The organism is Actinomycetospora lemnae, from assembly GCF_028737315.1.
Lineage (GTDB): Bacteria > Actinomycetota > Actinomycetes > Mycobacteriales > Pseudonocardiaceae > Actinomycetospora > Actinomycetospora lemnae.
The window spans coordinates 290,024-303,894 of the sequence record NZ_JAQZAO010000001.1 but is presented as its reverse complement, the minus strand read 5'-3'; the positions used below and the strand labels follow the sequence as shown (position 1 = coordinate 303,894).

Sequence of the window (13,871 nt, the reverse complement as noted above, 5' to 3'; positions counted from 1 at the left end):
CCCTCCCGGTCGCGTCAGACGGCCATCGCGCCGCCGACGTCGCGCCCGGTCCGGCTGCCGGGGTCCGAGGTCAGCACGCTGCCGCCGGCGATGACCAGGGCGATCGGCCACTCGAGCAGGCCGGCCACGGTGAGCCCGGCGATCCCGCCGACGTAGACGAGCTGGGCCCGCGAGAGCTCGATGGTGCCCAACCACGGCAGGGGGACCGACAGCGCCGGTCGCGGCGGGGCGGGCGATGTCGTGGGCGTCGCGACGTTCGTGGCGGTCATCCGGGAGCGTGCCCGAACGGTGCGCGGCGTACGCCGGTCGCTGGGGATGCGTGCGTGGGTAGCCGCGGGCATGGCCGACCGTGATGCCCTCCTGGCCCGCTACCGCGAGCTCGTCGACCGGGAGCTCCCCGCCGCGGCCGCGCGCGAGCACTGGGTGATCCGCCACGGCCACTGCTTCGGCCGCGTGCTGCTCGACGACGCGGTCGGTGGGCGCTGGTACGACGCCCTCGACCGCCGCCGCGGCGCCGCGTACCGGCAGCTCGACGACGACCGACTCGCCCACGCCGTGGCGCAGGGGGAGCGGATGCTCGCCGAGGGCGCCGCGCTGGTCCGCGACCTCGACGCCCGGTCGCTGGTGTGGCGGGGGAAGGCACCCGAGGCGCCGACGACCGTGTGACGTGGACCGCACGGGCCGCCGCGGGGGATGCTTCCCCGATGGTGGCGCGCGCCGGGACGGCCCGGGACTCGCTGACGGTGCTGTGCCGCGCCCTGCGCGAGGAGGTCGACGAGATCGCCGACTGCCTCACCGCGCGCATCCTCGAGCGCGAGGACGTCTACGGCGCGCTCGGGGTGCCGGTGCGCGACGACCTGCGCGCCACCTGCCGGGCGAGCCTGGAGCGCCTGCTCACCCAGCTCGCCGGTGACCTGCCGCCCGACGTCGACGCCGCCGCGCTGACCGTCGACACCGGCCGGCGACGCGCGCGTCAGGGGGTGCCGCTCGAGGTCGTGCTGCGCGCCTACCGCCAGTGCGGGCGGCTGGTGTGGGAGCGGATGCGCGCCGTGTCCCGCGAACGTTTCGGCGGCGAGCACGACGCCGCGCTGCTCGTCGTCGCCGACGACGTGTGGCGCATACTCGACGCGAGCTCCGACCGGCTCGTCGACGCCTACCGGCGCGAGGAGACGCGGCTGCGCGGCCTGGAGCTGGGCCGGCGCTGGGCGGTGATCGAGGGCCTGCTCGCCGGGCGCGGCCACGAGCCCGCGTGGGCCCGGGACGCCGCGCGCCTGTTCGGCGTCGACGAGGACGCCGCGGTGCTGTGCGTGGTCGCCCCGGTCGGCGACGCCGAGGGCGACCCGCTGCCCGGGGCGGCGGAGGCGCTCGCCGGGTGCGCGACGTCGGTGTGGCACGTGCGCTCGGCGGAGGTCGTGGGCGTCGTGATCCCGCAGGACGACGACGCCGGGACCACCACCGCCGCCGCCGCCACCACCACCACCGTCGCCGACGCCCTGCGGCCCCGCGCGCTGGGGCCGGTGGGGGTGTCGCCGCCGGTGGCGGGCCTCGGGCGGCTCGACGTCGCGCACCGCTGGGCGCGCCTGGCCGCGCGGACGCTGCCGGCGGGCGCCGGGGCCGTCGCGGACCTCGACGACCGGCTGCCCGAGGCGCTGCTCGCCGAGGCGCCCGACCTCGTGCCGCGCCTGCGCCGCGCCGCGCTCGGCGACCTGCTCGACGTGCCCCCGGCCGAGCGCGCCGTGCTGCTCGCGACCCTGCGCGCGGTGCTCGACGCCGACGGCTCGCCGTCCCACGCCGCGGGCGCGCTCTACTGCCACCGCAACACCGTCATGTACCGGCTCGCGCGCCTCGAGGCGCTCACGGGCCGCCGCCTCGCCGACGCCCGCGACCGCCTGCTCCTGGGCCTCGCGCTGGCCGCCCCGGACGACGACGGGTAGCCCTCCCGGCATCCGGGAGCGGGGTGCCCACGACCCGCGACGCGGTGCTCCGATGGGCCCGTGACCGACACGGTGGTGGAGCTCGACGTCGACCCGTTCGCCCTCGACGTCCTCGCCGACCCGGTCCCCGCCGACACCGCCGTCCGTGAGGCCGCGCCGGTGGTGCGCCTGGCCGCGCACGGGGTGTGGGCGACGGGCCGGCACGCCGAGGTGGCGGCGGTCTTCCGCGACTGGGAGACCTGGACCTCGACCGCCGGCACCGGGCTGGCCGACATCCGCCGCGGCGAGGGCTGGCGCCCGCCGAGCGTGCTGCTCGACGCCGACCCGCCCGCGCACACCGCCGCGCGCCGGGTGATGAACCGGGTGCTCGCGCCGCGGGCGCTCGCGGACCTGGCCGACCGGTTCGCGGTGGTGGCGGCCGAGGTGGTCGACGACGCGGTGGCGGCCGGCGAGGTCGACGCCGCGGCCGCGCTGGCCGAGCGCTTCCCGATGACGGTGCTGCCCGACGCGGTCGGCATGGCCCCCGAGGGCCGCGAGCACCTCCTGCCCTACGCGGCGCTGAACTTCGAGTCGATGGGGCCGCACAACTCCCTGCGCGCCGAGGCGGAGCGCCGGGCGGGCGGGGCGCGCGAGTACGTCGCCTGGCAGGTCCGCCGCGAGGCGCTCGCCGACGACGGCATCGGCGCGGCCATCTACGCCTTCGCCGACACGGGCGACATCACCGTCGACGACGCCGCGCTGCTCGTACGGTCGTTCCTCTCGGCCGGGATCGACACGACGATCCTCGCGCTCGGCGCGGTGGTGCACGAGCTCGCCCGCCGCCCCGAGCAGTGGGCGGCGCTGCACGCCGACCCGACCCTCGCGCGGGCGGCGTTCGAGGAGGGCCTGCGCTTCCACACCCCGAGCCCGGTGATCGGGCGGACGGCGACGCGCGAGGTCGTCGTCGGCGAGACCCTGGTCCGCCCCGACGAGAAGCTGCTCATGATGCTCGGCGCCGCCAACCGCGACCCCCGCCGCTGGGACGCCCCCGACGTCTACGACCTGCACCGGCGCACCGCAGGGCACACCGCTTTCGGCGCCGGCGTGCACAACTGCGTCGGCCAGGTGATCGCCCGCATGGAGGCCGAGGCGCTCCTGGGCGCGCTGGCCCGTCGCGTCGCGCGCATCGAGCCCGCGGGGGAGTCGCGTCCCCGGCTCTCGAACTGGCTGCGGGGGTTCGCGAGCGTGCCGGTCCGCCTCGTCCCGGCCTGACACCCTCCTCACACTCGTCTTCCGGCATCCGGAAACCTCTGTTGGGCACAGCGCGTGACCCGCCGCACACTCCTGCGATCCGTGTCGCCGACGCCGACGGAGAGCCATGACGGTCACCCATGACCGCGGCCGGTCCACCCGACCCGTGCGGGACCCGGAACGAGTGTCGACGGGGCCGGTCGTGGCCCGGGCGCTGCGCCTGCTCGAGGCCTTCTCGGACGACCGCCCGACGCTGACCCTCAGCGAGATCTCCCGCCGCTCCGGGGTGCCGCTGTCCACCGCGCACCGGCTCGTCACCGAGCTCGAGGTCTGGGGCGCGGTCGAGCGCGACGCGGGCGGGCGCTACCAGATCGGCCTGCGGCTCTGGGAGGTCGGCGCGCTGGCGCCGCGCGGCCCGGGGCTGCGCGAGCGGGCGCTGCCCTACCTCGAGGACCTGTGCGCGGTCACCCGCGAGAACGTCCAGCTCGCGGTGCGCGAGGACGACGAGATCGTCTTCGTCGAGCGCCTCGCCGGCTCCCGGGCGGTCGGCGTGCTCACCCGCGTCGGCGGCCGCTGGGCGATGACGGCGACGGGCGTGGGGCTGGTGCTCCTCGCGCACGCGCCGGCCGACGTCGTCGAGCGCGTCCTCGAGGGGCCGTTCACCCGCCACACCCCCTACACGCTCGCCGACCCCGTGCGGATCCGGGAGATGCTCGCGGCCATCCGGACCTGCGGCTACGCGGTCAGCGAGCGCCAGATCACCGACGACGCCACCTCGGTCGCCGCCCCGATCCGCGACGCCGGGGGCGAGGTCGTGGCCGCGCTGTCGGTGGTCGCGCACCACGACAACCCGCCGGTCTCCGTGCTCGCTCCGCTCGTGCGCACCAGCGCCGCCGGCGTCTCGCACGCCCTGGCCGCCGGCCGCCGCCCCCGCCGGGCCGCGCCGCCGGCGCCCTGACGATCCCCGCCACCGAGCCTCCCGGAGGACCGACCGCCCATGGCCGAGGACCCGACCGCCACTCCGTCCGATCCCGCCCCCACCGCCCGCTCCGGACGCGAGGTCCGCAAGGTCGCGCTCGCGAGCCTCGTCGGCACGTCGATCGAGTGGTACGACTTCTACATCTACGGCCTCGCGGCCGTGACGGTGTTCGCGCCGCAGTTCTTCCCGCAGGTCTCCTCGCTGACCGGCACGCTCGCCGCGTTCGCGACGTTCGCGGTCGGGTTCATCGCGCGGCCCATCGGCGGCATCGTCTTCGGGCACCTCGGCGACCGCATCGGGCGCAAGGCCACCCTCGTCACGACCCTGGTGACGATGGGTGTCGCGACGACCCTCATCGGCCTGCTCCCGACGTACGCCGCGGTCGGCGCGCTCGCCCCGGTCCTGCTCGTCGTGCTGCGCCTCGTGCAGGGTTTCGCGGTCGGCGGCGAGTGGGGCGGCGCGGTGCTGATCTCGGTGGAGCACGCGCCGGAGTCGAAGCGGGCGTTCTACGGCAGCTTCCCGCAGCTCGGGGTGCCGATCGGGCTCATCGCCTCGAACGCGATCTTCCTCGTGCTCGCGGCGTCGATGCCCGCCGAGGCGTTCTCGTCGTGGGGCTGGCGCGTCCCGTTCCTGCTCAGCGCGGTCCTCGTGCTGGTCGGGCTGTGGGTGCGGCTGCGGATCGAGGAGAGCTCGGAGTTCGTCGCCGTGAAGCGCACCGGGTCGATGGCGCTGCCGCTGGCGTCGGTGCTGCGCCACCACTTCCCGCAGGTCCTGTGCGGGATCGCGATGTTCACCGGCATCACGGGCATCGGCTACATGGCCGCGACGTACACCATCCAGTACGGCACCAGCAGCCTCGGCCTGCCCCGGGCGCCGCTGATCGCGATCGTGCTCGTCGTCGCGGTGCTCGAGGTGCCGCTGATCCTGTGGGTGTCGGCGGGCGCCGACCGCTGGGGCCTGTCGCGCACGATCGTCATCGGCAGCCTCGCCACGGCCGTCGTCGCCGCGCTGTTCCTGCCGTTGCTCGCGAGCGGGTCGCTGCTGCTCATCGCGGTCGCCGTGGCCGCGGCCCGGTGGGCGTCGGCACCGATGTGGGGGCCGTCGGCCGCGCTCGCTGCGGAGTGCTACCCCACCGAGGTGCGCTACAGCGGCGCGTCGGTCGGCTACCAGCTCGGCTCGATCGTCGGCGGCGCCCTCGCCCCGATCTTCACGACGCTGCTGCTCGCCTCGCCGCTGGGCATGGCCGGGGCAGCGGGCTACCTCGTCCTCATCACCCTGGTCTCCGGCCTCGGCGCCGTCGCCGCCGACCGGCTCGTGCGGCGCGCGGGCACGCGCACGCCGGTGCGGACACCCGCCTGACCCCCTCGGCGATCTCCCGCGGGTGAGGCGGTCTCGGCCCCTGCCCGCTCGCCGACCCTGTCCACGCCAAATCCCATAGGATATGGTCCAGCATCGTGACCGGGACCGGGGCGGCGCTGCTCGGTGACGCCCCCGCGCTGCCCGAGCAGGTGGCGCTGCAGCTGCGCGAGCGGATCCTCTCGGGGGTCCTGCGACCGGGCACGTTCCTGCGGCCCGACCGCCTCGCCGTCGAGCTCGGCGTCAGCCCGACGCCCGTGCGTGAGGCGCTGCAGGCGCTGCGCGCCGACGACATGGTGCGGGCGCTGCCGCGCCGCGGGTTCGTCGTGGCGCCGCTGGACCGCGCCGACGTCGTCGACCTGTTCGCGGTCCAGGCCCAGCTCACCGGCGAGCTCGCGGCCCGCGCTGCCGGGTCGCTGGACGCCGAGGGGCTGGCGACGCTGCGAGCGCGGGCCGCCGAGGTGGACGCGCTCATCGAGACCGGCGACCCCGGCGACCCCGGCGTCGACGGCGTCGACGGGTCGAGCTCCGCTCCGCTCCGTCTGCCGGAAGACCTCGCCCTCGCCGAGGGCCGCTTCCACGCCGCGCTCAACCGCGCCGGCGGGGCGCGCAAGCTCGCGTGGCTCGTCGGGCGCGCCGCGCACTACCTGCCGCCCCGCTTCTACACCGGCCGCGCGGCCTGGCGCACCGCCACCGTCGCCGCGCACCGCACGCTGCTCGACGCCCTCGCGTCGGGCGACGCCGAGACCGCACGGGCGGCGATGGAGGGCCACGTCCTCGACGGGCGCGACCTCCTCCTCGCCCACCTCGAGGCCGTCGGCCTCTGGGACGAGAGCTAGCCACAGGAGGCCGACGATGCCCGTCACCCTGACCGAGGAGCAGCAGGACCTCGCGAACGCCATCGGCGAGTTCGCCCGTCGCGAGGTGCCCGACAAGGCGCGCCGCGACGAGCTGACCGCCGAGGGCCCGCACTCGATGGCGATCTACCGCAAGATGGCCGACCAGGGCTGGCTCGGCATCGCCCTGCCCGAGGAGTACGGCGGCTCCGGCGGGTCGATGACGGACCTGCTCGTCTTCCTCGAGGAGACCTCGTACCACCAGATCCCCATCGGCGGCTTCGGCACGACGATCATCACCGCGGCCGCCCTCGAGCGCAGCGGCTCCGAGGAGCAGAAGCGGCAGCTGCTGGGCGACGTGATCAACGGCGAGCTGCTCGCCATCTCGATGTCCGAGCCCGGCGCCGGCTCCGACGTCGGTGGACTGACCTGCAAGGCCGAGAAGTCCGAGAACGGCTGGGTGGTCAACGGCCAGAAGACGTGGTGCTCGAACGCCCACATCTCGAAGCACATCCTGCTCGTCGCGCGCACCTCCACCGAGGGCGGCAAGCACGAGGGCCTGACGATGTTCATGGTCCCCACCGACGCGGACGGCCTCGAGATCCACGGCATCGAGACGATGGGCGGCAAGGAGGTGAACGACCTCTACTTCACCGACTGCCACCTGCCCGCCGACGCCGTCGTCGGCACCGAGGGGCAGGGCTGGCGCCAGCTCATGGCCGGGCTCAACCTCGAGCGCATGATCCTCGCCGGGCTCATGCTCGGCCTCGCGCGCCGCGCGTTCGACGACACGCTGGCCTACGTCAAGGAGCGCCAGCAGTTCGGCCGGCCGATCGGCACCTTCCAGGCGCTGCGCCACCGCATCGCCGACAACGCCACCGAGCTCGCGGCCCTCAAGCTGCTCGTGCACGACACCGCGCGCACCATCGACGAGAACCCGGGCGCGCTGTTCCCGCGCGAGGCGTCGATGGCCAAGCTCAAGGCCACCGAGCTCGCCAAGCACCTCTCGCTCGAGGGCATGCAGATGCTGGGCGGCTACGGCTACGCCACCGAGTACGGCATGGAGCGCCTGCTGCGCCAGAGCGTGGTCTCGACGGTCTACGGCGGCACGAGCGAGATCCAGCGCGACATCATCGGCAAGACGCTCGGGCTGTGATCCCGCCGCCGCGCGGCGCGGCGGACCTCGTGCTCGGGCCCGTCGTGCTCTCGGCGACCGCCAACGTGGTCATGGAGCTCTCGTGGCCGGGGGTCGGTCACGGGGTCGCCGAGAGCCGGGTCGACTCCGGCAACGTCCTGCTCCACCCCCTGCACCGCTTCCGGACGACCACCGCCTACCTCGCCGTCGCCCTGCTCGGCACCGACGAGGAGCGCGCGGACTACCGGCGGGCGGTCGGCCGGTCGCACGCGCACGTGCACGCGACGGCGCAGAGCCCCGTCGACTACGACGCGTTCGACCCGGACCTGCAGCGCTGGGTGGCGCTCTGCCTCTACCGGGCGTTCGAGGACACCTGGGGCCTGCTCGCCGGCGCCCCCGGGATGCGGCTGCCGGACCCGGTGTACCGGCAGTGCGCGACGCTCGGGACGACGCTGCAGATGCGGCCCGAGCAGTGGCCGGCCGACCGGGACGCGTTCGACGGTGCGTGGGACGACGGCCTGCGCCACGTCCGCATCGACGACGCGGTGCGGGCGCACCTCCACCGGCTGCTGCGGGGCGACTTCCTGCCCGCACCGGTGCGCCGGGCGACCGAGCCGTCGCGGACGTTCCTCACCACCGGCTTCCTGCACGAGCCGTTCCGCTCGCTGCTGGGTCTCGCGTGGTCGGACGCGGACCAGGCGCGGTTCGAGGCCCGGATGCGCCGGCTCGGCGCGGTGGTGCACCGGCTCCCGGCGCCGCTGCGCCGGGCGCCGTACTCGACGGCGCTCACCGACCTGCGCGTGCGCCGCGCGCTCGGACGGCCGCTCGTGTGATCAGCCGGCCAGCTCGCGGCGCAGCGTGTCCTTGAGGATCTTCCCGGTCGCGGTGCGGGGCAGCGGCTCGCCGCGCCAGATCACCGTGCCCGGCACGGCGAACCCGGGCAGCACCGCGGCCAGCGCGTCCTGCAGCGCCGGCGTGTCGGGCGCGGCGCCCGGTTCGGCGACGAGCACGGCGGCCACGTCCTCGCCGAGACGCGGGTGCGGGACGCCGACCACCGCGGCCTCGAGGACGCCCGGCTGCGCGAGCAGTGCGGCCTCGACCTCCCCGCAGAACACGTTCTCCCCGCCGCGCACGACGACGTCCTTGGCGCGGTCGACGACGTACACCCACCCGTCGCGGACCAGGCCGAGGTCGCCGCTGTGCAGCCACCCGTCGCGCAGCACCGCGGCGGTGGCCTCGGGGTTGCGCCAGTAGCCGCGCATGATCTGTGGGCCGCGGAAGCACAGCTCGCCGACGGTGCCCTCGCCCACCTCGTCGCCGGTCGCCGGGTCGACGACCCGCAGCTCGGTGCCGGGCACCGGACGTCCGACGCTGTCGGGGTGCGCGGCGTAGTCGGCGCCGGTGTTGGCGCACACCGCCGACGTCGTCTCCGTCGCGCCGTACCCGTTGGCCGCCGAGGCGCGTCCGGCGAGCTCGGTGGCCACGCGCCGCACGAGCGAGGGCGGGATGGGCGCGCCACCCATCGCGATGCGGGTGAGGGACGCTGTCTCCTGCGGGTGCTCGACGGCGAGCTCGACGACGTCGCGCAGGACCGACGGGACGCCCGAGGCGTTGGTGAGCTGCTCGGTCGCGATGAGGCGCAGGGCCTCGTCGGGGTCCCAGTGGTGCAGCAGCGCGAGCGTGGCGCCCGAGAGCACGGCGCCGTAGAGCCCGTTGAGCCCGGCGATGTGGAACATCGGGTAGGCCAGCAGCGTCCCGGGCCGGGCGGGCGCGGGGACCGGCTCGCCGCGCCGCGCCGCGGCCAGGTGGTTCGCACGGCCCAGGCACGCGACGTTGAGCGCGTTGGTGACGTGGTTGCGGTGGGTGGCGACGACGCCTTTCGGCGCGCCCGTGGTGCCGGAGGTGTAGATGATCGTGGCCGGGTCGTCCGGGGTCACGTCGACGGCGGGCAGCGGGCCGTCGGACGGGCGCAGGACGTCGTCCCACGACCGCACCCCGGGTGGCGTCGGGCCCTCGCCCCGCACCCGCACGACCGGCGGCAGGTCGTGGTGATCGCGCAGTGCCCCGACGCGCTCGGGGTCCGCGATCACCACCCGGGCCTGCGCGTGCGAGATCGCGCCGGCGAGCTGGTCGCCGGTCCACCAGGCGTTGAGCGGCACGACCACCAGGCCCGCGACCATCGCCGCCCAGAACGCCACGGGCCACTCGGGTACGTTGCGCATCGCGACGGCGACCCGGTCGCCGGGCGCCAGTCCCTGCCCGTCGACCAGCCACGTCGCGAGCCCGGCGACGAGGCGGCGGTGCTCGGCGTAGCTCGTGCGCTCGTGGCCGTAGACCGTCGCGACGCGGTCGTCCGGCGCGGGCGAGGACAGGTACAGCTCGCGCAGCGTGTGGGGACCGCGCTCGTGGACCCGCATCGCGACGCCGTCGACGGTCGTCGACACCATCGCGAACTCCCCGCCGGGCGCGGTGAGCTCCGCGAGGACCGGGCCGAGCCCGACCTCGTCGGCGTGGTCGGCCACTAGGCCGCGGCCTTCCAGCCCAGCGCCGGCCCCAGCTTCGTCGCCATGTCGGTGAGGATCTGGACGTAGTCCTCGTGCTCGAACGTGAACGGCAGCGCGAACACGACCTCGCGGACCTCCCGGAACGCGGCGTCGGCGTAGAGCTTCTCGGCGACCTCGTCCGAGGTGCCCAGCACGTCGGGTGCGGCGAGCAGCCCCGGCCCGGGCGGGCCCATCGGCGCGGCGGTGCGCGGCGTGCGCTTCTCGACGTACGCCTCGTACTTCGCGCGCTGCTCGGGCGTCGCCGAGTCGGTGGGGATGACGACGAGCCCCTGCGACACGCGCGCCGCCTCGCCGTCGGGGTGGTGCGCCTTGAACAGGGCGATCTGGCGCTGCTGGATCGCGGCGAAGTCCCACCTGCCGTCGGTCTCGAGGTCGCTCTGCTCGGGCTTGATGATGTTGCTGGTCAGCAGGTTGAGGCCCTGCTCGGCGGCCCACTGCGTCGAGCGCTTGCTGCCCGCGCCGTACCAGATGCGGTCGGCGAGCCCGGGGGAGTGCGGCTCGACCCGCGCGGAGAACTCCTCGAACCCCGCGGTGCCGGAGAACGTGCTCACCGGCTCGCCGCGCACCATCCGCAGCAGGCGGGCGACGCGCTCGTAGGTGAGGTCCTCGCGGTCAGCGGTGTCGGGGTAGAGGGCGTCCTTGACGTCCTCCCAGTGGATCGGCGGGCCCACGGAGAAGCCGGGCTCGAGGCGCCCGCCCGACAGGATGTCGACGGTGGCGAGGTCCTCGGCCATGCGCAGCGGGTTCTCCCAGCCCAGCGGCGTGACCGCGGTGCCCATCGCGATGCGCGAGGTGCGCTGCGACGCGGCCGCCATGATCGCGATCGGGGAGGAGATGCCGGTCTGGAAGTGGCGGTGGCGCAGGTAGGCGCTGTCGAAGCCGAGCTGCTCGCCCAGCTCGATGACCGCCAGCGTGGACTCCATGCCGGGACCGGGGTCGTCGCCGTCGAAGAGTCCGAGGGTGAGGAAGCCCAGCTTCTCGAGCGGGACGTCGGGCGTGGGCACGGCAGCTCTCCCTCCGGCGGGGTCCGGTGATCGGGGCAACGACCCTCGGCCCGGGGGTGTTCCCCCGACGGCTCAGAGGGCGGCGGCCGCCGCGGTGGCGACGGCCTGGTCCTGCTCGCCGGTCCCGCCGCTGACACCGACGGCGCCCACCACGGCCTCCCCGGACATCAGCGGCACGCCGCCCGCGAAGATCATGATGCGGCCGTGGTTCGAGTCCTGGATGCCGTAGAACTGTCCGCCGGGCTGGGCGTTGTCGGCGAGGCCCTGGGTGGAGACGTCGAACGCCCGCGCGCTGAACGCCTTGTTGATGGCCACGTCCACGCTGCCGATCCACGCCCCGTCCTGACGGATGTGCGCGACGAGGACGCCGCCCGCGTCGACGACGGCGATGTTCATCGGCTGGCCCTGCCGCGCCGCTTCCTCCTCGCCGGCGGCGATGACGCGGCGGGCGTCGTCCAGGGTCACGGTCTCGATGGAGCGCATGGTGGGTCCTCTCCGCACGGCGGCCGGGCCACGCCGTGGGGTCGACGCCACCGTCCATCGTCGCGCGACCTCGGGCGGCCGTCGATCCCCGCAGCGTCACCGGGGTCCTCCAGGACCGCGTCGTCCGGGGGACGCCAGGAGGACCGGTCGTTCACTACTGTCGACGGTGAGTCACACGGACGCGGCCGAGACGGAGTGATGATCGTGGCGACCACGCGCGGGTTCCTCGGACGCCGGCGGGAGCGCGACCCGCGGCTGCCGCCCGGGCAGTACGACGTCGGGGCCGGGTGGCCGGTGCTGACGGCCGAGGCGACGCCGCGGGTGGACGCCGACACGTGGACCGTCACCGTCGACGGGCTCGTCGACACCCCGACCACCTGGACGCTGCGCGAGCTGCGGCTGCTGCCGCCGTCGGTCTACGCCGGCGACATCCACTGCGTCACCACGTGGTCGAAGCTCGACACGAACTTCACCGGCATCTCGTTGGACACCCTGCTCGACGCGGTGGGCGTCCAGGACGAGGCGAAGTACATCGTGGAGCGCTCGACCACGGGCTACACCACCAACCTGCCCCTCGACGACGTGCGCGGCGGCAAGGCGTGGCTGGTGTGGGAGCACGAGGGCAAGCCGCTGACCCGCGAGCACGGCGGGCCGGTGCGGATGCTCGTGCCGCACCTCTACTTCTGGAAGTCCGCGAAGTGGATCGAGAGGATCACCCTGCTCGACCACGACGAGCCCGGCTTCTGGGAGGTGAACGGCTATCACGAGCGAGGCGACCCCTGGCGTGAGCAGCGCTTCGACGGGGACTGACGAGCCGGACGACATCGGGGTCCCCGACGACCGCCCCGGCGGCCCGAACGACCGGCGGGCCGCGGCGAAGTGGCGCGACGCGCGGGTCGTCGAGGTCGCGCACCCGGCGGTCGACGCGGTCGTGCTGCGCCTCGCGGTGCCCGAGCGCGTCCAGCACCACCCCGGTCAGCACTACGTCGTGCGCCTGCGCGCGCCCGACGGGTACACCGCGCAGCGCTCCTACTCGGTGGCCTCCGCGCCCGCCGACGACCTCGTGGAGCTCTTCGTCGAGCGCATCGACGACGGCGAGGTGTCGACCTACCTCGCCGACGTCGTCGAGCCCGGCGACGACCTCGAGGTCCGCGGGCCCATCGGGCGCTGGTTCGTCTGGAGCGGGTACACGCGGGCGATCGGGATCGGCGGCGGCAGCGGCGTCGCCCCGCTGGTCGGGATGCTGCGGCACGCGCACGACGTCGGCCGCACGGAGCGGCTGCGCCTGGCCGTCAGCGCGACGACCCGCGACCGCCTGCCCTACGCCGACGAGCTCGAGGCCGCCGGCGCCCACATCGCGCTGACCCGGTCGCCGGGCGAGCCGCACGCCGGGCGCCTGGACATGTCCGCGGTCGCCGCGCTCGTCGACCCGGAGGCCACGGTGTACCTCTGCGGCTCGGCGCGCTTCACCGGCGCGATGGAGACGCTGCTCGTCGACGCCGGCCAGCCCGCCGGGACGATCCGCGTGGAGCGGTTCGGCCCGACGGGCTGAGCCCCCGCTAGTGCAGCCTGCGCTGCCAGTCCTCCGGCACGCGCCCCGCGGGCCCGGGGACGCCCTGGTCCTCGGGGTGGTTCTGGGCGCCGGCGAGCACCGGGCCGTGGCCGACGGAGCCGTCGCGGTCGTCGAAGAACCAGTCCTCGCCGGGCTCGAAGCTCGTGAGGATCGGGTGGCCCTGCTCGCGGGCGTGCCGCGTCGCGTGCTGCATCGGCGACGAGTCGCAGCACCCGATGTGGCCGCAGGCCGCGCAGCGGCGCAGGTGGAACCACCACCCGCCGTTCTGCTCGCACTCCAGGCACCCCGTCCCCGAGGGCTCGGCGTGCGGGTCGATCTCCTGCTGGGTCGTCACTGTTCCTCTCCCGCCATCTCCGGCTCCGGAAGGCCGAGCTCCTGCCGCGTCTGCAGCGGGACGTCGGCGAGGTACTCGGGGTGGGACCCCAGCCACCGCTGCGCGTAGGGGCACAGCGGGACGAGGGCGACCCCCTCGGACCGCGCGGCCTCGAACACCGCCCGCACGAGCCGCCCGGCGAGCCCCCGGCCGCCGTACGCCTCGTCGACCTCCGTGTGGACGAGGACGATCCGGTCCTTCCGCCGCCGGACGTCGACGTGCCCGGCCTCGGCGCTGTCCACGTGCAGCACGAACGCCCCGCGCCCCTGGTCCTCCTGGACGGTGGTGTCAGCGCCGACGTCTCCCGTGTCGTCCATCGCTCTCCTCGTGCGCGCCCGTTCCCCGACCACCGCCCATCCTGCTCCTCGGGCGCAACAGGCGTCGGTGAGCTGCGGCACCGCGGG

16 protein-coding genes are annotated in these 13,871 nt (G+C 75.3%); 10 read left to right on the top strand and 6 right to left on the bottom strand.

The window, feature by feature from the left end; translation table 11 throughout:
* Positions 1-14: 14 nt before the first annotated feature.
* Positions 15-269, bottom strand: a complete 255-nt coding sequence (locus PGB27_RS01450; RefSeq protein WP_274198552.1) for a hypothetical protein — start codon at positions 267-269, stop codon at positions 15-17.
* A 70-nt stretch (positions 270-339) separates the two neighbouring features.
* Between PGB27_RS01450 and PGB27_RS01445 the strand changes: the two genes are divergently transcribed.
* The 8 genes from PGB27_RS01445 to PGB27_RS01410 all read left to right on the top strand — a co-directional run bounded on the left by PGB27_RS01445 (position 340) and on the right by PGB27_RS01410 (position 8,303).
* Entirely contained in the window at positions 340-666 is a 327-nt protein-coding gene (locus PGB27_RS01445; RefSeq protein ID WP_274198551.1) for a hypothetical protein, read from the top strand.
* A gap of 38 nt (positions 667-704) precedes the next feature.
* Positions 705-1,934, top strand: a complete 1,230-nt coding sequence (locus PGB27_RS01440; protein ID WP_274198550.1) for a PucR family transcriptional regulator — start codon at positions 705-707, stop codon at positions 1,932-1,934.
* A 60-nt stretch (positions 1,935-1,994) separates the two neighbouring features.
* Positions 1,995-3,185, top strand: a complete 1,191-nt coding sequence (locus PGB27_RS01435; RefSeq protein WP_274198549.1) for a cytochrome P450 — start codon at positions 1,995-1,997, stop codon at positions 3,183-3,185.
* 106 nt (positions 3,186-3,291) lie between these two features.
* Positions 3,292-4,122 carry an IclR family transcriptional regulator gene (locus tag PGB27_RS01430; RefSeq protein WP_274198548.1) on the top strand — a complete coding sequence of 277 codons (831 nt, stop codon included), beginning with the start codon at positions 3,292-3,294 and terminating at the stop codon, positions 4,120-4,122.
* Between the two features lie 39 nt (positions 4,123-4,161).
* Positions 4,162-5,502: an MFS transporter gene (locus PGB27_RS01425; RefSeq protein ID WP_274198547.1), complete on the top strand. Its 1,341-nt coding sequence runs from the start codon at positions 4,162-4,164 to the stop codon at positions 5,500-5,502.
* Between the two features lie 95 nt (positions 5,503-5,597).
* The gene (locus PGB27_RS01420) at positions 5,598-6,338 is read left to right on the top strand and encodes a GntR family transcriptional regulator (RefSeq protein ID WP_274198546.1); all 741 of its coding nucleotides are present in this window, start codon (positions 5,598-5,600) and stop codon (positions 6,336-6,338) included.
* A 16-nt stretch (positions 6,339-6,354) separates the two neighbouring features.
* Positions 6,355-7,491 (top strand): acyl-CoA dehydrogenase family protein, encoded by a 1,137-nt coding sequence (locus tag PGB27_RS01415; protein ID WP_274198545.1) that lies wholly within the window; start codon positions 6,355-6,357, stop codon positions 7,489-7,491.
* On the top strand, positions 7,488-8,303 hold the full coding sequence (locus PGB27_RS01410; protein WP_274198544.1) for an oxygenase MpaB family protein: 816 nt from the start codon (positions 7,488-7,490) through the stop codon (positions 8,301-8,303). Before PGB27_RS01415 ends, PGB27_RS01410 begins: the two co-directional genes overlap by 4 nt.
* Here the strand turns inward: PGB27_RS01410 and PGB27_RS01405 are convergent, their stop codons facing one another.
* The 3 genes from PGB27_RS01405 to PGB27_RS01395 form a co-directional block, all read right to left on the bottom strand.
* Positions 8,304-9,992, bottom strand: a complete 1,689-nt coding sequence (locus PGB27_RS01405) for a class I adenylate-forming enzyme family protein (protein WP_274198543.1) — start codon at positions 9,990-9,992, stop codon at positions 8,304-8,306. It abuts the gene before it with no gap.
* Positions 9,992-11,038: an LLM class flavin-dependent oxidoreductase gene (locus PGB27_RS01400; RefSeq protein WP_274198542.1), complete on the bottom strand. Its 1,047-nt coding sequence runs from the start codon at positions 11,036-11,038 to the stop codon at positions 9,992-9,994. The genes PGB27_RS01405 and PGB27_RS01400 overlap by 1 nt, the downstream gene beginning before the upstream one ends.
* Positions 11,039-11,110: 72 nt before the next feature.
* Positions 11,111-11,521: a GlcG/HbpS family heme-binding protein gene (locus PGB27_RS01395; RefSeq protein WP_274198541.1), complete on the bottom strand. Its 411-nt coding sequence runs from the start codon at positions 11,519-11,521 to the stop codon at positions 11,111-11,113.
* Between the two features lie 198 nt (positions 11,522-11,719).
* Between PGB27_RS01395 and PGB27_RS01390 the strand changes: the two genes are divergently transcribed.
* Both PGB27_RS01390 and PGB27_RS01385 read left to right on the top strand, forming a co-directional pair.
* A complete protein-coding gene (locus tag PGB27_RS01390; protein ID WP_408629986.1) occupies positions 11,720-12,331 on the top strand; it encodes a sulfite oxidase-like oxidoreductase in 612 nt (203 codons plus the stop codon).
* Entirely contained in the window at positions 12,306-13,073 is a 768-nt protein-coding gene (locus PGB27_RS01385) for an FAD-binding oxidoreductase (RefSeq protein WP_274198540.1), read from the top strand. The genes PGB27_RS01390 and PGB27_RS01385 overlap by 26 nt, the downstream gene beginning before the upstream one ends.
* Before the next feature lie 7 nt (positions 13,074-13,080).
* On the opposite strand, the gene PGB27_RS01380 is transcribed toward PGB27_RS01385, so the two are convergent.
* Positions 13,081-13,428 (bottom strand): UBP-type zinc finger domain-containing protein, encoded by a 348-nt coding sequence (locus PGB27_RS01380; protein ID WP_274198539.1) that lies wholly within the window; start codon positions 13,426-13,428, stop codon positions 13,081-13,083.
* Positions 13,425-13,784: a GNAT family N-acetyltransferase gene (locus tag PGB27_RS01375; protein ID WP_274198538.1), complete on the bottom strand. Its 360-nt coding sequence runs from the start codon at positions 13,782-13,784 to the stop codon at positions 13,425-13,427. The genes PGB27_RS01380 and PGB27_RS01375 overlap by 4 nt, the downstream gene beginning before the upstream one ends.
* Positions 13,785-13,871: the final 87 nt, after the last annotated feature.